We start from the raw sequence: 16,944 nt of genomic DNA on the forward strand, positions 1-16,944 counted from the left end.
CAGAGGCGGAGGAGCTTGTTGTGATGATGGAAGAAAACCAGGATCAGACAAAGGAAATCCAGCAGGAGAAAGAATGTCCTGCAGAGGAAAATATATCAGAAAATGAACCGGAAAAGAAGCCGACCAGGCTTCAAAAGATAAAAAGTGCATTGATCGAGCTGATCGTTTATGTAGCGATCATCGTGGTCTGTGTTATGGTAGTACCGCGCTATGTGATACAGAGAACGATTGTTGACGGGACTTCAATGGAGTCTACCCTGCAGGACGAGGATAATCTGCTGGTAGACAAGTTGTCCTACCGATTTTCAGACCCCAAAAGATTTGATATTATTGTATTTTATCCGTATGGCAGAGAAAACGAGGATTATTATATTAAGCGTGTAATCGGTCTGCCGGGAGAGACGATCCAGATTGTGGGGAATACGATTTATATTGACGGCAAGGTTCTGAAGGAAAATTATGGCAAGGATCCTATGACGGAGTCCGGTATTGCCTCAGAGCCACTGAAGCTTGGCAAGGATGAGTATTTTGTGCTGGGGGATAACCGGGAGGTCAGCGAAGACAGCCGTTACGAGGAAGTAGGACCTGTATCCAGAGATAAAATCGAAGGCAAGGCCGTGTTACGAATATATCCGTTTAATAAGTTTGGCACCATTAAGGGCAATGGTCAAAAGGCAGAAGCGGCAGAACGCCAGAGGGTAGTTGCGATTGATGCCGGGCATCAGTCTCGTGGTGACAGCTCCACAGAGCCGATGGGGCCGGGTTCGTCTACCCGGAAGGCAAAGGTGGCGGGGGGAGCGACAGGTGTCGCATCTCATGTGCCGGAATATAAATTAAACCTTATCGTAGCCAAAAAGCTTCAAAAGGAGCTGAAATCCAGAGGTTATAAGGTTATTATGATCCGCAGTAAAAATGATGTAAATATCAGTAATAAGCAGCGTGCGCAGATTGCCAACAAAAGCGGTGCGGATATTTATATCAGGATCCATGGGGACAGTTCAGCTTCTTCTTCGGTAAGGGGAGCTTCGGCGTTATATCCTTCCACCCAAAACCGTTATGTAGGAAAGCTGAGTGCAAAGTCAAAAAAATTGTCCCAGTATATTCTGAAAAATTACTGCAAAAAAACAGGAATCCGTAACAGAGGGCTCTCTCTGAGAGATGATCTTACCGGTACAAACTGGAGTAAAATACCGGTGACATTGATCGAGATGGGATTTTTAAGTAATGCATCGGAGGATCGTTATATGCAGAAAAAAGAGACCAGAAATAAGATGGCGGTCGGTATGGCCGATGGAATTGATCAATATTTTGGTCGTTAGAAACCCAGAAAACATGCGGCTTTCTGACAGATTTGCAAATTTTTTTGGAAAAATTTAAAAAAATGCTTGCAATTTGTCAGAAAGTAGTGTAATATATCAACTGCTGACGCGGTAAAGCGCAGCAGAGAAAATGGTCTGTTGGTCAAGCGGCTAAGACGTCGCCCTCTCACGGCGAAAACAGGGGTTCGATTCCCCTACAGACTGCTAGCTGTTATTACAGCTTACAACTTCATATTTGGTCTGTTGGTCAAGCGGCTAAGACGTCGCCCTCTCACGGCGAAAACAGGGGTTCGATTCCCCTACAGACTGCTAACTGTTATTTATAACAGCCCAACCCGAGGAAAGAACCTATTCATTGATTGTGGATAGGTTCTTTCCTATCATTAAGGAAAATAAAGGGCAGGCATCATAGCAGATTAAGGTACCTGCTCTCAGGATCAGGTAAAGTGGAAAGAAGAAAAGAAGGTTTTCATGCATATGACATTATCCCGGAATCAGTTAAAATGGATCGCCATATGGAGCATGGTGATTGATCATATAGGTTATCTTTTTGTACCGCAAAGTACAATGTCCGTGTTGTATCATATTATGCGGGGGATTGGCAGACTTTCGTTTCCTCTGATCTGTTTCCTGTTGGTGCAGGGGTTTATTTATACTCACAGCCGGGGAAAGTATCTGGCACGACTCTGGTGCTTTGCGGTGATTTCTGAGATTCCTTATGATCTGGTGTTTTCCGGGAAGATGGTTGCCCGGAGTGACCAAAATGTGTTTTTTACGCTGGGAATCGGGCTTGCGGTACTCTGGGGTATAGCAGAGGTTGAGAAGTGCATTGTGGGAGTGAACAGGTGTGCAGCATATCTGCTGATCGTATTTGGCGGGCTTGGAACAGCGGTGCTGCTTCAATGTGATTATTCTATGTGGGGGATATTGATGATCACGGCGTTTTATGTGTGCCGGTACGATTTTAGGACACTTCTGTGGTTGTTTCCGGTGATATGCCTGTGTCAGGGCTGGATGGAGCTTATAGCTGCACTGGCACTGGCTCCGGTCAGGCTGTATTCAGCAGAGAGGGATCAGGGGGCAACAAGGATGCCCAGAGGTTTCTTTTATTGGTTTTATCCGATCCATCTGCTGGTGCTTTGGGGAATATACAAATGGATTTGCCCGGCTTGAAATGAATGGGATTGTTTAGGAAAATTTTAAATTACAAAAAACTTCAAAAAAGTCAGGAAAAACAGTTGACAGAATGAAGGTGGAATGCTAAGATATTCAAGTGTGCCGCTCAACGAGGTTTTGTGAAATGCCGGAAATGTTTCCGGATACCATAGTTGGCGAGTAATGATAAGGAGGTGCAAAGATGTACGCAATTATTGCAACAGGTGGAAAGCAGTACAAAGTAGCCGAGGGTGATATCATTAACGTAGAGAAGCTTGCAGCAGAGGCTGGCGAGACAGTTACATTTGATAGCGTTTTGGCTGTAAACGACGGAGCTATGAAGGCAGGTGCTGACGTAGCAAATGCAAGTGTTTCTGCAACAGTTGTTAAGGAAGGCAAAGCAAAGAAAGTTATCGTTTACAGATATAAGAGAAAAACCGGATATCATAAGAAAAACGGTCACAGACAGGCTTATACACAGGTTAAGATCGACAAGATCAACGCTTAATCCAGTCTGATGACGGATAAAGATTCTGTGAGATTCACAGAAGGGTGACAGTATGATAGATGTTAAGATATTTCAGACTCCCTCCGGGGAGTATACAGGATTTCAGATGTCGGGTCATGCCGGATATGCTGAGTACGGTCAGGACATTGTATGTGCTGCTGTATCCGCTCTTGTGATCAATGCGATCAATTCCATTGATCAGTATACGGAGGATGCTTTTGAAAATTCCGTTGATCCGGATAGTGGTTCCGTTTTTTTTCAGATTACGGACAGACCGGTCAGTACATCATCACAGCTGTTATTGAAATCACTTGTTCTGGGTCTGAACGGGATTCAGGATGAGTATGGAAAGAAACACATTAAAATTCGATTAGAAAAACAGGAGGGATAGAACCATGTTAAAGATGAACCTTCAGTTGTTTGCTCATAAAAAGGGAATGGGTTCTACTAAGAACGGTAGAGATTCCGAGTCCAAGAGATTAGGAGCAAAGAGAGCCGATGGACAGTTCGTACTTGCTGGTAACATTTTATACAGACAGCGTGGTACAAAGATTCATCCAGGTGTAAATGTTGGACGTGGCGGAGATGATACTCTGTTTGCACTTGTAGACGGTGTTGTTCGTTACGAGAGAAAAGGTAGAGACAAAAAGCAGGCTTCCGTATATCCGGTAGAAGCTAAATAAGACTTTTTGACCGGGAAATCCGGTTACCGATAAGGGGTTGCCAGTGGCAGCCCCTATTTCTTACTTATAAGAACTTCTCGTTTTAGAAAAGGAGGATATGATGTTTGCAGATAGTGCGAAAATAACAATACGATCCGGAAAAGGCGGAGACGGTCATGTGAGTTTCCGAAGAGAACTGTATGTAGCAGCAGGTGGTCCGGACGGTGGAGACGGTGGCCGGGGTGGCGATTTGATCTTTGAGGTAGATCCCCGTGTCAATACACTGAATGACTTTCGTCATATCCGGAAATATTTTGCCGGGGATGGCGAGCCGGGCGGCAAGAGACGATGTCATGGAGCCGATGGCGAGGATATGGTGGTTCATGTGCCGGAAGGAACAGTTGTGAGGGAGGCTGAGACCGGAAAGGTCATTATTGATATGTCTCACGAGCATAAGAGAGAGGTGGTCCTGAAGGGCGGCAGAGGCGGAAAGGGAAATATGAACTATGCTACGCCGACGATGCAGGTACCGAAATATGCCCAGCCGGGAAAGCCGGGCAGAGAGCTTGAGGTTATTCTGGAGTTGAAGACTATTGCGGATGTGGGACTTATTGGTTTTCCAAATGTCGGGAAATCCACTTTTCTGTCAAGGGTCAGCAATGCAAAGCCAAAGATTGCCGATTACCATTTCACAACACTAAGCCCGATCCTTGGTGTAGTTGATCTGGAGGGAACCGATGGATTTGTGATCGCAGATATTCCGGGATTGATTGAAGGAGCTTCCGAGGGAGTGGGACTGGGACACGAGTTCCTGCGTCATATTGAGAGAACAAAGCTTTTTATTCATATGGTGGATGCAGCGTCTACCGAGGGAAGGGATCCTTTAAATGATATTCTGATCATCAATAAAGAGCTGGAAAACTACAGCCCGGAGCTGATCAAACGTCCACAGGTGATCGCAGCCAATAAGACCGACGTTTTTTATGGAACCGAGGAGGATACCGTGATCACGCTTTTGAAGGAGGAGTTTGAACCGAAAGGCATTCCGGTATTTCCAATCTCAGCAGTCAGCGGTAAGGGTGTCAAGGAGCTTCTTTATTATGTGAAACAGCAGCTTGACCAGCTGGATCAGGAGCCGGTTGTGTTCGAACAGGAATATGATCTGGAGCAGGAGACCTTTAAGGATGAACCATATATTGTGGAGTATGATGAGAAAGAAGGCATGTATGTGGTTGAGGGACCACGGATTGAGAGAATGCTTGGTTATACCAATCTTGATTCCGAAAAAGGCTTTGAATTCTTTCAGAAGTTCCTGCGGACAAGCGGTATTGTAGATGAACTGGAGAAGCTTGGCATAGAGGAGGGCGATACGGTGCGGATGTATGGTCTTCAATTTGATTATTTGAGGTGACAGGGTGAAAGAAATCCTTTTAGAGCTTGGTATCTGCCTTGCAGCGGCGGCTTTTCTAATGATCTATCACGAATGTGTGCGTCTGTTTGTCTATATGTTTTGCCAGAAATCGGTAAAATGCTTTCGGACAGCACCATGGAAGGTCTGGCGGTATATTGATCCCGTTGGACTGATCTTGTCTCTGACCAGTATGGTTCCGATATCCAAACCGTATTTTTTCCGTGTCAGGGACCGCCGTACCAATCTTTGTCTGGGAATGGCGGGGATTGTCTCATTGGTCGTTGTTCTGGCAGGAAGCGTTGCTGTTTTGCGGCTTGGATATGGTGGGATAGACGGACTGGATCATCTGGTACTGCCTCATTGGTGGAATGCGATTGTCCCAATTTTGGTACAGTATCTTGCACTGCTCAGTGCCGGGATGCTGACAGCCAATTTATTTCCGATTTCCACCTTTGATATGGGGATGATCGTTGCAGGGGTATCTCCGGCAGCATATCTGGGAATGATCAAGGCGGATGGAACCGTGAAATTGATTTTTGTTCTGGTTGTTTTATTGGATATGATCCATTATGGAGCCTCCCGGCTGATCGTTCTGTTTTTGTAGGATATTTCACACGGCAGCTTTGCGACAGCGGACGAAAGGCTACAAGGTGAGAAAGGAATGTAGGATTAGTATGAGTTTATCAGTAAAGCTGGAAGCGTTTGACGGACCGTTAGATCTGCTGCTTCATCTGATCGAGAAAAATAAGATTGATATTTTTGATATTCCGATCGTGGAGATCACAGAGCAGTATATGGATTACGTTTCGAACATGGAAACGAAGGACATGGACGTTATGAGCGATTTTCTTGTTATGGCGGCGACTTTGCTTAAGATCAAGTCGAAAATGCTTCTCCCGGCACCACCGGCAGAGGAGGGCGAGGAAGAAGATCCGAGAGCTGAGCTGGTAGAACGTCTATTGCAGTATAAATTGTATAAGTATGCGTCCTATGAGCTGAAGGACCGGCAGTTAGACGCCTCTCATATGATATTCAAAAAGCCGACAATACCAAAGGAAATCGCAGAGTATCAGGAGGAAGTAGATGTGGAAGCACTTCTTTCCGATGTGACGTTATCAAAGCTGCAGCTTATCTTCCGGGACATTATGAAAAAACAGGTGGACAAGATCGATCCGATCCGAAGTAAGTTTGGAAATATTGAGAAGGAAAAGATCAGTCTCACGGACCGGATGCTGCATATTGAGGAATACGCTATGGCTCACGGCCGATTTACATTCCGTGGAATGTTAGAGGAGCAGCACAGTAAGCTGATGCTGATCGTAACCTTCCTGGGAATTTTGGAGCTGATGAAGGTGGGTAAGTTAAAAATAGAACAGGAAAATATTTTTGATGATATTCTGATTACATATGTACCGGGTGTGAAGGATGTAGAAGTTGTGCCATCCAGTGGTGTGTGAGAAATAAATTTTCGCACGGCAGGCTTTATGTTTGGAATTTCAAGTTTGCGGGTTGAGAAAGGAATGTAGGATTCGTATGGATAAGGAAATGAAAATAGCAGATTTAGAAGCGGTGATCGAGGCGATTCTGTTTACCATGGGAGAGGCCGTGGAACTGGAGCGTATCGCAGCGGCAACGGAGCAGGATGAGGATACCTGCCGCCATGTGATCCGGAATATGATGGACCGCTACGCCGGAGATGACAGAGGGATACAGATCATCGAGCTGGACGGTGCCTTTCAGATGTGTACCAAATCCTCCATGTATGAGTATCTGGTCAAGATCGCCCATGTGCCGAAGAAGCATGTGTTGACCGATGTGCTTTTGGAGACCTTATCTATCATAGCTTATAAGCAGCCGATCACGAAGCTGGAGGTAGAGCATATCCGTGGCGTAAAGAGTGACCATGTGATCAACAAGCTGGTGGAATACAAGCTGATCTGCGAGGTGGGCCGCCTGGATGCACCGGGACGCCCGATCCTGTTTGCCACAACGGAGGAGTTTTTGCGCAACTTTGGTATTGAATCCCTGGAGGATCTGCCGGTGGTTAATCCGGAAAAGGTGGAAGACTTTAAGCTGGAGGCTGAGGAAGAGATTCAGCTGGAGTTAGATATTGAGTTAGACCACAAAGAAAATGAGAAAAAGCCATCAGAAGCTGACGAAAATTCTGTGAATGGATGAAAATAGAAAAAATCAGACGAACCTGTTTACAAACACATTTCAATGTGTTATTCTAAATAAGTTGTGATTACCGTCACTCGGATTTCGGAGACTCCAACCGGTTCTTAGTGACAGGCATATATTAAATTATAGGAGGAAAAACAATGATTAGCAAAGAGCAGAAAGCAGAAATCGTAAAAGAGTATGGACGTACACCAGAGGATACAGGATCTCCAGAGGTACAGGTAGCAATCCTTACATTCCGTATCCGTGAGCTCACAGAGCATCTGAAGGAGAACAAGAAAGACCACCATTCAAGACGTGGTATGCTGAAGATGATCGGTCAGAGACGTAACCTTCTTGAGTACCTTAAGAAGAAAGATCTCGACGCTTACCGTGAACTGATCGAGAAGCTTGGTCTTAGAAAATAATTTTACACAATGAGGGATGAGGCACCTGCAAGGGTGCCTTGTTTTGCTAAGCCCCACAGGGCAAAAGGAAAGGAGATAATCATGGCATACAAAACATATTCCATGGAGCTTGCCGGAAGAACTCTGTCTATCGACATCGGACGAGTTGCAAAGCAGGCGAATGGTGCTGCCCTGATGCATTACGGAGACACAACGGTTCTTTGTACTGCCACAGCATCTGAGAAGCCGCGGGAGGGAATTGACTTCTTCCCTCTGTCAGTAGAGTTTGAAGAAAAAATGTACTCTGTCGGAAAGATTCCGGGAGGTTTTAATAAACGTGAGGGAAAGGCATCTGAGAATGCGGTTCTGACAGCGCGTGTTATTGACCGTCCAATGCGTCCTTTGTTCCCAAAGGATTACAGAAATGACTGTTCTCTGAACAACCTGGTTCTTTCTGTTGATCCGGAGTGCCGTCCGGAGCTTGTTGCTATGATCGGTTCTGCTGTTGCAACAAGTATTTCAGATATTCCGTTCTACGGACCATGCGCTACCACACAGATGGGTATGGTAGACGGCGAGTTCATCGTAAATCCGAGCCAGGAGGTATGGGACAATGGTGATCTTCGTCTGACGGTTGCTTCCACTGCAGAGAAGGTTATTATGATCGAGGCCGGAGCCAATGAGATTCCGGAGGACAAGATGATCGAGGCAATTTACAAGTGCCACGACGTCAACCAGACCATCATTGCACTGATCAATCAGATGGTAGAAGAGATTGGTAAGCCAAAGCATGAGTATACAAGCTGTGCGATTCCGGAGGAGATGTTCGAGGAGATCAAAAAGATCGTACCTCCTGCGGAGATGGAAGAGGCTGTATTCTCTGATGATAAGCAGACAAGAGAGGAGAATGTCCGCCAGGTAACCGAGAAGTTAGCGGAGGCATTTGCTGAGAAGGAAGACTGGCTGGAGATTCTGGATGAGGCTGTATATCAGTACCAGAAGAAGACAGTACGCAAGATGATCCTCAAGGATCACAAGCGTCCGGATGGCCGCGAGATCACACAGATCAGACCACTGGCTGCTGAGGTTGATCTGATTCCTAGAGTTCATGGTTCTGCCATGTTTACCCGTGGACAGACTCAGATCTGCAATATCACAACTCTGGCTCCTCTTTCTGAGAAGCAGAGAATCGACGGATTGGATGCCAACAAGACAGAGAAGAGATATATGCATCATTATAACTTCCCTTCATACTCTGTTGGTGAGACAAAGCCTAGCCGTGGACCGGGACGTCGTGAGATCGGTCATGGTGCTCTGGCAGAGAAGGCATTGCTTCCGGTACTTCCAAGTGAAGAAGAGTTCCCATATGCAATCCGTTCCGTATCTGAGACTTTCGAGTCAAACGGTTCTACATCCATGGCATCTACATGTGCATCCTGCATGTCATTAATGGCTGCCGGTGTACCGATCAAGAAAATGGTTGCAGGTATTTCCTGTGGTCTCGTAACAGGCGAGACAGATGACGATTTTGTACTGCTTACAGATATTCAGGGACTGGAGGATTTCTTTGGCGATATGGACTTTAAGGTAACCGGTACGGAGGATGGTATTACAGCCATTCAGATGGATATCAAGATCCATGGTCTGACCCGTCCGATCGTAGAGGGAGCCATTGCAAGATGCCGTGAGGCAAGAATGTTCATTATGGATACCTGTATGAAGCCGGCAATCAGCGAGCCTCGTGAGAAGGTTGGCAAGTATGCACCAAAGATCATCCAGATCATGATCGATCCACAGAAGATCGGTGATGTTGTTGGACAGCGTGGTAAGACCATTAACGCTCTGATCGAGAGAACCGGTGTGAAGATCGACATCAACGATGAAGGTCAGGTATCTATCTGTGGTGAGGATGAAGCAATGATGAATGAGGCAAAGCGTCTCATCGAGATCATTACAACAGACTTCCATCAGGGACAGATCCTGGAGGGCGATGTGGTAAGCATCAAAGAGTTTGGCGCATTTGTCGAGTTTGCTCCTGGCAAAGAGGGAATGGTTCACATCTCTAAGATTGCAAAAGAACGCATCAACCATGTAGAAGATGTTCTGACACTTGGGGATCATGTAAAAGTTGTTTGCCTTGGCAAGGACAAGATGGGCAGAATGAGCTTCAGTATCAAGGATGTAAAATAATTTATCAATGAATAAATAGCCATAAAAAGGCAGAAAATGATAATGAAATATCATATCATTTTCTGTCTTTTTTGTATAGAGACACAAGGGAGGAAGGAATGGAAGAAAATATCAAAGAATATGGAAATATGATGCTGCAGGATGAAAAAGGGCATAAGATACAGATGATCTCTATCATTGGGGAGATTGAGGGACATGAGTGTTCCTCAAATACGACGAAAACAACGAAATATGAGCATCTGCTGCCGATGCTGGCATCTTTAGACTGTACCAAACAGGTAGATGGGGTGTTGTTTGTGGTTAATACTATTGGAGGAGACGTGTCCTGCGGTCTGGCATTGTCGGAAATGATCGCATCCCTGTCCAAACCGTCGGTTGCATTGGTGGTGGGGGACAGTCATTCCATTGGTGTTCCTCTTTCCGTGGCAGCGGACTATACGGTGATCGCACCGTCGGCAACGGTCATTATTCATCCGGTGCGTATGAGCGGTCAGGTGCTGGGAGCTCCCCAGACCTATGAATATTTTCAGCTGATCCAGGACCGGATCACGGGATTTATTGCGGATCATTCCGGAATTCCACAGGACAAGCTGGAGAGTATGATGGTAAAGCCGGGAATTCTGACCAGGGATCTGGGAACGATTCTGGTGGGAAAGCAGGCGGTAGAGTGCGGGCTGTTTCAGCAGGTGGGAGGAATGCATGATGCGTTAAAAAAGCTGGGAGAGCTGATTGGAGAAGGAACAAAGTAAAGGAGAAAACAGGTCGAAAAATGGATTAGGTCAAGGCTGGCAATGTTATTGAAATGTTTGATATGATTTCTGTAATGATTATTAGAAGTACCGGAATGAAAAGGGGTTCGCATTTCGTATAGAATTTATTAGACAGAGAGGTTTCACATGCGGATTGCTTTAGCACAAACGAAAAACATAGGAAATATGCAGGATAACCTGAACTCATACAGACGTAGGACGCATCAATATCCGGAAAATGGCTGTCTCACAAATGTGGGACAGTTTTTTGTTATAGCCCTTATCTGTCGATTTGCGGCGATCTGCGTTCTTTTTTTGGAGCAGGGGTATATTTGCAATTCCAAACAAAAAACGCTATAATAAGAAGCTAAGGTTAAAATGAGATGGAAAGCACAAAGGAGGAAATGATATGTCTCTATGGAAGGCGGTTTTGCTTGGTTTAGTACAGGGTTTGACAGAATTTTTACCGGTGAGCAGCTCCGGGCATCTGGTGTTGATCAAACAGCTTCTTCATGTGAATCTGGAGAGCGGAGGGATGTTTTTTGACGTCATGCTTCATTTTGGTACATTACTGGCAATTTTTGTGGCATTCTGGAATGACATCAGTCATCTGATCCGGGAGGGCTTCCATATCTTAGGGGACAGTTTTTCCAACGTGGGACGTTTTTTTCAGAATCTTACCGGAAAGCAGCGGCCTTATCATAAAGTAGTCCGAAGCTCCTATCGCAAATATGTGATGCTGGTGATCGTTTCAACGATACCCACAGGACTGATCGGTGTGATCTTTAAGGATTATGTGGAGCAGGCCAATGAGATTGCATTGGTGCCGGCGTGTTGTCTGCTTGTGACGGCAGTTTTTCTTGTGATTGCGGATCTGGTGGAGCCGGGCAGCAAAAAGCCGAAGGATATCCGTTATGGAGAGGCCGCTTTAGTGGGAGTATCCCAGGGAATTGCAACTTTACCGGGAGTGTCCAGATCGGGAACCACGATCACGGCATGTCTGCTTTGTGGTTTTGATAAGAGATTTGCTGTAAAGTATTCCTTTATTATGTCCATACCGGCAGTTCTGGGAGCAGTATTATTGGAAATCGGAGACCTTTCTTCTCTGGCATTGACGCAGACAGATGTTTTGTATTGCATTATTTCCATGCTGGTGGCGGCAGTTTCCGGTTATCTGGCAATCCGTTTTATGATGGGACTGATCCGTGGTAAGCGGTTTAAGTATTTTGCAATTTATTGCGCAGTGGTTGGTATTGTATCAATTATTGCATCCATCCGGGCGTAGAAATCAGTTATATAAAATGTAGAAATGAGGAAGAGTATGGCAGCGGCAAGAAAATCATCAGCAAGGGCAACCGGGAGCCAGACGAGATCCGGGACAGCGGGAAAGAACAGTACGGCGAAACGGAAAAGTTCCGGAACGGCGACCAGAAAGAATACATCGGGAAGAAAAACGGCTTCTAATGGAAAAAATTCTGCCGGCAGAAAGAGTACGGCTGGCGGCAGAAAATCATCCGGAGCGGGGAATACAGCGAGACAGCATAAAAGAACTGCCGATGAGATTAATACATATAAGGATCAACTGGCATTTGAGACAGGAATTACGATTCTTGTGTTATCGATCATCAGTATCTTTTTTTATTTGTGCTTTTTGGGTGTATGTGGAAAAATTGGGATCGTTCTTACAGGGATTCATTTTGGATTGTTTGGATGGATTTCCTGGCTGATGCCGGCAATGATAGTTATTAGCTATGTATTTGCTGTTGTTAATGCCGGAGATCGCAGAGTACCGCGAAAGATTATCAGTGGCGGTGTACTTCTGGTGCTTTTGGGAGCACTGACAGAGCTGATCTTCCAACAGGAAATACTGACAGAATATTTCACGAGCAATCATGTACTTCATCATGAATATTTTAAATGTCTTTATATGTCACTGGAGGATGTGGCAAAGCACGGCAAGGGAAGCGGTGGAATTATTGGCCGTGGAATAGGAACCGCCTTGTCTTCTGTGATAGGGAAGGGAGGTGCGGCTGTTGTACTTCTCGGTCTGATCCTGCTTTGCGCATATATTTTTCATGGTCTGGAAATGATGGCATCTCTCCGTAAGAAGAATGCATACAAGGAGCAGATGGAGGAGGAATATGACCGTTTTGTACAGGAAGAAAACGATTACCGGGAGCCTTCCTACCGTGTGATTCCCAAAAGCAGAAGGGCAGATCAGGCAGCTGCAAGCAGAGCCGGAGTGACATTACAGGCAGTGGATCTACAGGCGGCAGGCAGAAGGCTGGATGAAATTGAGACCAGAGAGAAGCAGGAACGGATTGCAGCGAAGGAGCAAAAGGAAAAGCTCAAAAAGCTGGAAAAAGAGAAGAAAAAAGAGCAGGCGGCGGCAGCAAAGGCATGGGAGGCAGCAAAGCCGGAAAATCAAAAGGAGACACCGGAGCTTAGTATTCCTGCAGGAATGCAGGAGATTATTGGTGCGGAGAATGACGATTCGGAGTTTGATGTGATGCAGGAGAGGCCGGAGCCACAGAAGGCGATGGTGGATGTTGAGAAGAAGACTGCCGTTTCCGTTTCGGAACCTTCGGCAAAAGAACCGGTATCTGAGAAAAAGTCAGAGATGGACATCCCGATTTACAGGGAGGAAATGAATCACAAATTCCGTAGTGTTGCGGGAACAGCACCGGATGCTGAAGCGGCGGGGCAGAAACCGGCAGCCGCAGGAGCAGGTGCGGTACTTGCCGGGGAACCGGTGTCTACAGCGTCAGAGGTTTCTTCCAACGTACCGGGAAGCGTACCGAGGAAGAAGTCTGCCCCAAAGAAACAGTCTTCTCATGGGCGGATTGGCGGCGACGATTATGTGTCAAACTCCGATACTTTCAATGCATTAAATGACAGTAAGGTAGAAAATGAAACGATTCCATATCAGTTTCCTCCAATCGACCTGCTCAGTCTGCCGACTAAGCAGGAGAGCAGTGGGGCCAGTGATAAGGATCTCAGGGAAACAGCAATGCGTTTAAAGGACACATTGCAAAGCTTTAATGTAGAAGTGGAGATGGGAGCCGTAACCTGCGGCCCGACTGTTACCCGTTATGAGGTGCTTCCGGCACAGGGCGTACGTGTCAATAAGATCACCAATCTGGCGGATGATCTGAAGCTGAGTCTGGCAGCACCGAGCATTCGTATTGAGGCGCCAATCCCAGGCAAGTCGGCAGTGGGTATTGAGGTGCCAAACGAGAAGCCGAGCTCCGTACATTTCCGGGAGCTTCTGGAGGGGGAAGCTTTTGAAAAGGCGAAAAGTCCGGTGGCATTTGCTGTGGGCAAGGATATTGGGGGAAAGGTCATTGTGACGGATATTGCCAAAATGCCTCATCTTCTGATCGCCGGTGCGACCGGTTCCGGTAAATCAGTCTGTATCAATACGCTGATCATGAGTATTTTATATAAGTCAGATCCCAATGAAGTGAAGCTGATCATGATCGATCCGAAGGTGGTAGAGCTTAGCTGCTACAATGGTATTCCACATCTGTACTGTCCTGTTGTGACAGATCCGAAGGAAGCGGCAGCTTCCCTGAACTGGGCAGTTCGGGAAATGATGGACCGTTATAACAAGTTTAAAGAGCTGGGCGTCCGGAATATTGCCGGATATAATGAGAAGATCAAGTCTGTTGAGAATGCAGAAGCGGCCGGTTATACCCATATGCCGCTGCTTGTGATCATCGTGGATGAGTTTGCAGATCTGATGATGGTTGCATCCAAGGAAGTGGAGGATGCAGTATGCCGTCTGGCACAGCTTGCCAGAGCAGCCGGCATTCATTTGATCCTGGCAACCCAGAGACCATCGGTTAATGTCATTACCGGTGTGATCAAGGCGAATATTCCTTCCCGTATTGCTTTCTCGGTATCCTCTGCTATTGATTCCAGAACAATTCTGGACAAGGGCGGTGCAGAAAAGCTTTTGGGAAAGGGTGATATGCTGTTTTTCCCTTCCGGTTACTCGGAGCCGGTACGTCTGCAGGGTGCCTTCGTGTCGGATAAGGAAGTATCGGATGTTGTTGCATTTCTGTGTAATAACAATGAGACTCCGGTCTACAATGACAAAGTAACGGAGATCGTAGATATTCCTGCCGGAGCAGATAGCACTTCGGAGGATAAAAAGTCTGACGTAGATGAATATTTTGAGGATGCAGGACGTTTTGTTATTGATTCCGGAAGAGCTGCGGCAGGACAACTGCAGCGGAAATTTTCTATTGGATTTAACAGAGCCGGCCGCATCATTGATCAGTTAAATAAAGCTGGGGTCGTTGGACCGGCAGTGGGTACAAAGCCGCGTCAGGTGCTGATGACTATGGAGCAGTTTGAAGTGTATCTGGGACATGGAGACAGCACAGGTGAAGCTGCGTCTGAAGATGAATTTGCACTGGCACAGGAATTTGCGGATCAGGAGGAGGCTGGAAATGCAGAATAGGGAAAAAGAAGATGGTTACAAAGGTCTGCTGGTGACCAATGCATTTCTCCGGACCGGAAAGTTTGTGGAGCATTATGAATGGCTGCGGGAGGCGGCACTTCAACGGGGAATGACGTTGGATATTATAGAAAATGCGGAGAGACTTCTTATGATTGAAGAGGAGCCGGCGTGGCTGTCAGAATATGACTTTGTAATTTATTGGGATAAGGATATTCCCTATGGAAAATGTCTGTCCATGTTTGCGGACAGATATCAAATTCCGGTTTTGAATTCGGTGGAATCTGTGGGCGTCTGTGACGATAAATGTGAGACATATCTGCGCCTTGCTGCCTGGAACGCAGCGCATCCAAAAGAAAAAATACGGCTGCTGCCGACAATTCCGGCTCCGATGACCTATGCGAATATTGGATATACAAAGACCGATTTTTTGGACACGGTGGAGGAGCGTCTGGGATATCCTATGATTGTCAAGGAATGTTTTGGTTCCTTTGGCATGCAGGTATACATGGCTCAGGACCGAAAGATGCTGGAGCAGCTTACGGGAAAGCTGGGAGGAAAACCGTTTTTATATCAGAAATACCACCAATACAGCAGCGGCCGGGATGTACGCCTGCAGGTGGTAGGCTGTGAGGTGGTGGCGGCCATGGAGCGATATTCGGAAAATGGAGATTTTCGTGCCAATATTACCAACGGTGGCAGTATGAAGCCATATACCCCGTCAAAGGAAGAATGTTCGCTGGCTGTTTTGACGGCGCAGGTTCTTGGTCTTGATTTTTGTGGTGTGGATCTGTTGTTTGATGAGGAAAGCGGCCGGGCGGATATTGTTTGTGAGGTTAATTCCAATGCGCATTTCAAAAATATCCATACCTGTACCGGTGTTAATGTGGCAGAAAAAATCATGGAGCATATTCTGAAGCTTTTGGAGGACAGAAAACAAGTTCCGGCAGGGACGGTGTTCCCATGAAAAAAGCATATCTGATCTATGAGAATAAAGAAGCACAAAAAAATCATGGATTTATCGAAATGTTTCAACAAACAGGAATAGAAAAGGGCATTGATTTTTCTTTTGTATCCAAAACGGATTACCAAACATTTTCCGAAAAAATAAATCCTGATTTTGTATTAAACCGGACAAGAGATCCGGAGGTGAGCCGCTGGTATGAAGAGCGGAACATTCCGGTATACCATAACAGCCGTTTGGTAGAGCTTGCAAATCATAAATACAAAATGATGACGTATTTTCAGGAGCACTTGCCGGAGAAAATTTTAAATGAAAAATGGTGTCCGGCAACTGTTTTTCTGACAGTTCCGGCACAAATGGGCAACATAAGCAATATAGGAAATGCAGAAATAATAAAATGCGCGGCAGATCATATTGGTGCTGTTATACCGGAGCAAATGCGGCATGGTGTGATCAAATCCGTATCCGGTCACGGAGGGAGCGAAGTTTTTCTGGTGGAAGCTCAGGAAGAATGGAGAGATATTCTGGCAGGACGGGAAGTGGTGATTCAGGAAAAGATTGAATGTCAAAGCAGGGATCTGCGGGTCTATGTTCTGGCCGGTGAGATTTACTGTGCTATGCTCCGGAAAGGAAAAAAGGATTTCCGGTCAAACTTTTCTCTCGGAGGAGGTGTCCGTGAAATGGGACTTACTCTGGCGCAGAGAGAATATATTGACTGCTTTATCAAGTGCCTGCCGGATTGTTTTGACGGGATGTACAGCATTGATTTCCTGCCGTTGCCGGATGGCAGACTGATCTTTGACGAAGTGGAGGAAATGGTAGGCTGCCGTATGCTTTATCAGTATACGGAGCATGATATTGTGAAGGATTACGTTACATATCTCTTCGGAAAGTGGTGATTGTGTTTTGGGAGGAGAGTGTGATATAATATGCGCGAAGGCAAAAGCGGAGCTT

16 protein-coding genes and 2 tRNA genes are annotated in these 16,944 nt (G+C 46.1%); all 18 read left to right on the top strand.

Features of this window, described 5'->3' with window-relative positions; genetic code table 11:
• Nucleotides 1-23: 23 nt before the first annotated feature.
• On the top strand, nucleotides 24-1,319 hold the full coding sequence (gene lepB / locus H8704_RS14215; RefSeq protein ID WP_330605828.1) for a signal peptidase I: 1,296 nt from the start codon (nucleotides 24-26) through the stop codon (nucleotides 1,317-1,319).
• Between the two features lie 132 nt (nucleotides 1,320-1,451).
• Nucleotides 1,452-1,523, top strand: a tRNA-Glu gene (locus tag H8704_RS03515).
• 33 nt (nucleotides 1,524-1,556) lie between these two features.
• Nucleotides 1,557-1,628: transfer RNA gene (locus H8704_RS03520), tRNA-Glu, on the top strand.
• A gap of 162 nt (nucleotides 1,629-1,790) precedes the next feature.
• A complete protein-coding gene (locus H8704_RS03525; protein WP_249297373.1) occupies nucleotides 1,791-2,492 on the top strand; it encodes a TraX family protein in 702 nt (233 codons plus the stop codon).
• A 184-nt stretch (nucleotides 2,493-2,676) separates the two neighbouring features.
• A complete protein-coding gene (gene rplU, locus H8704_RS03530; protein WP_022463809.1) occupies nucleotides 2,677-2,982 on the top strand; it encodes a 50S ribosomal protein L21 in 306 nt (101 codons plus the stop codon).
• Nucleotides 2,983-3,034: 52 nt separating this feature from the next.
• Nucleotides 3,035-3,373: a ribosomal-processing cysteine protease Prp gene (locus H8704_RS03535; protein WP_118677002.1), complete on the top strand. Its 339-nt coding sequence runs from the start codon at nucleotides 3,035-3,037 to the stop codon at nucleotides 3,371-3,373.
• 4 nt (nucleotides 3,374-3,377) lie between these two features.
• On the top strand, nucleotides 3,378-3,665 hold the full coding sequence (rpmA, locus tag H8704_RS03540; protein WP_022463807.1) for a 50S ribosomal protein L27: 288 nt from the start codon (nucleotides 3,378-3,380) through the stop codon (nucleotides 3,663-3,665).
• Between the two features lie 100 nt (nucleotides 3,666-3,765).
• Complete coding sequence (obgE, locus tag H8704_RS03545; protein WP_249297537.1) at nucleotides 3,766-5,055, top strand: GTPase ObgE; 1,290 nt, start codon at nucleotides 3,766-3,768, stop codon at nucleotides 5,053-5,055.
• Between the two features lie 4 nt (nucleotides 5,056-5,059).
• Entirely contained in the window at nucleotides 5,060-5,659 is a 600-nt protein-coding gene (locus tag H8704_RS03550) for a hypothetical protein (protein WP_249297374.1), read from the top strand.
• Nucleotides 5,660-5,729: 70 nt separating this feature from the next.
• Nucleotides 5,730-6,512 carry a segregation and condensation protein A gene (locus H8704_RS03555; protein WP_022463804.1) on the top strand — a complete coding sequence of 261 codons (783 nt, stop codon included), beginning with the start codon at nucleotides 5,730-5,732 and terminating at the stop codon, nucleotides 6,510-6,512.
• Between the two features lie 88 nt (nucleotides 6,513-6,600).
• The gene (scpB, locus tag H8704_RS03560; RefSeq protein ID WP_182439613.1) at nucleotides 6,601-7,233 is read left to right on the top strand and encodes an SMC-Scp complex subunit ScpB; all 633 of its coding nucleotides are present in this window, start codon (nucleotides 6,601-6,603) and stop codon (nucleotides 7,231-7,233) included.
• A gap of 143 nt (nucleotides 7,234-7,376) precedes the next feature.
• Entirely contained in the window at nucleotides 7,377-7,643 is a 267-nt protein-coding gene (gene rpsO / locus H8704_RS03565) for a 30S ribosomal protein S15 (RefSeq protein ID WP_118676996.1), read from the top strand.
• Between the two features lie 81 nt (nucleotides 7,644-7,724).
• Entirely contained in the window at nucleotides 7,725-9,812 is a 2,088-nt protein-coding gene (locus H8704_RS03570) for a polyribonucleotide nucleotidyltransferase (RefSeq protein WP_243101813.1), read from the top strand.
• 98 nt (nucleotides 9,813-9,910) lie between these two features.
• Nucleotides 9,911-10,561 carry a ClpP family protease gene (locus tag H8704_RS03575; protein WP_249297375.1) on the top strand — a complete coding sequence of 217 codons (651 nt, stop codon included), beginning with the start codon at nucleotides 9,911-9,913 and terminating at the stop codon, nucleotides 10,559-10,561.
• 409 nt (nucleotides 10,562-10,970) lie between these two features.
• Nucleotides 10,971-11,846, top strand: a complete 876-nt coding sequence (locus H8704_RS03580) for an undecaprenyl-diphosphate phosphatase (RefSeq protein WP_249297376.1) — start codon at nucleotides 10,971-10,973, stop codon at nucleotides 11,844-11,846.
• Nucleotides 11,847-11,882: 36 nt separating this feature from the next.
• Complete coding sequence (locus tag H8704_RS03585; protein WP_249297377.1) at nucleotides 11,883-15,029, top strand: DNA translocase FtsK; 3,147 nt, start codon at nucleotides 11,883-11,885, stop codon at nucleotides 15,027-15,029.
• Nucleotides 15,019-15,993, top strand: coding sequence for a RimK family alpha-L-glutamate ligase (locus H8704_RS03590; RefSeq protein ID WP_249297378.1), 975 nt, complete (start codon nucleotides 15,019-15,021; stop codon nucleotides 15,991-15,993). Before H8704_RS03585 ends, H8704_RS03590 begins: the two co-directional genes overlap by 11 nt.
• A complete protein-coding gene (locus tag H8704_RS03595; RefSeq protein ID WP_249297380.1) occupies nucleotides 15,990-16,889 on the top strand; it encodes an ATP-grasp domain-containing protein in 900 nt (299 codons plus the stop codon). The genes H8704_RS03590 and H8704_RS03595 overlap by 4 nt, the downstream gene beginning before the upstream one ends.
• Nucleotides 16,890-16,944: the final 55 nt, after the last annotated feature.

It is taken from the genome of Jutongia huaianensis, assembly GCF_014384985.1.
Lineage (GTDB): Bacteria > Bacillota > Clostridia > Lachnospirales > Lachnospiraceae > Jutongia > Jutongia huaianensis.

Coding starts and splice junctions, on each gene's coding strand:
- lepB (WP_330605828.1), top strand. CDS start 24: ATGATGGAAGAAAACCAGGATCAGACAAAGGAAATCCAGCAGGAGAAA.
- H8704_RS03525 (WP_249297373.1), top strand. CDS start 1,791: ATGCATATGACATTATCCCGGAATCAGTTAAAATGGATCGCCATATGG.
- rplU (WP_022463809.1), top strand. CDS start 2,677: ATGTACGCAATTATTGCAACAGGTGGAAAGCAGTACAAAGTAGCCGAG.
- H8704_RS03535 (WP_118677002.1), top strand. CDS start 3,035: ATGATAGATGTTAAGATATTTCAGACTCCCTCCGGGGAGTATACAGGA.
- rpmA (WP_022463807.1), top strand. CDS start 3,378: ATGTTAAAGATGAACCTTCAGTTGTTTGCTCATAAAAAGGGAATGGGT.
- obgE (WP_249297537.1), top strand. CDS start 3,766: ATGTTTGCAGATAGTGCGAAAATAACAATACGATCCGGAAAAGGCGGA.
- H8704_RS03555 (WP_022463804.1), top strand. CDS start 5,730: ATGAGTTTATCAGTAAAGCTGGAAGCGTTTGACGGACCGTTAGATCTG.
- scpB (WP_182439613.1), top strand. CDS start 6,601: ATGAAAATAGCAGATTTAGAAGCGGTGATCGAGGCGATTCTGTTTACC.
- rpsO (WP_118676996.1), top strand. CDS start 7,377: ATGATTAGCAAAGAGCAGAAAGCAGAAATCGTAAAAGAGTATGGACGT.
- H8704_RS03570 (WP_243101813.1), top strand. CDS start 7,725: ATGGCATACAAAACATATTCCATGGAGCTTGCCGGAAGAACTCTGTCT.
- H8704_RS03575 (WP_249297375.1), top strand. CDS start 9,911: ATGGAAGAAAATATCAAAGAATATGGAAATATGATGCTGCAGGATGAA.
- H8704_RS03580 (WP_249297376.1), top strand. CDS start 10,971: ATGTCTCTATGGAAGGCGGTTTTGCTTGGTTTAGTACAGGGTTTGACA.
- H8704_RS03585 (WP_249297377.1), top strand. CDS start 11,883: ATGGCAGCGGCAAGAAAATCATCAGCAAGGGCAACCGGGAGCCAGACG.
- H8704_RS03590 (WP_249297378.1), top strand. CDS start 15,019: ATGCAGAATAGGGAAAAAGAAGATGGTTACAAAGGTCTGCTGGTGACC.
- H8704_RS03595 (WP_249297380.1), top strand. CDS start 15,990: ATGAAAAAAGCATATCTGATCTATGAGAATAAAGAAGCACAAAAAAAT.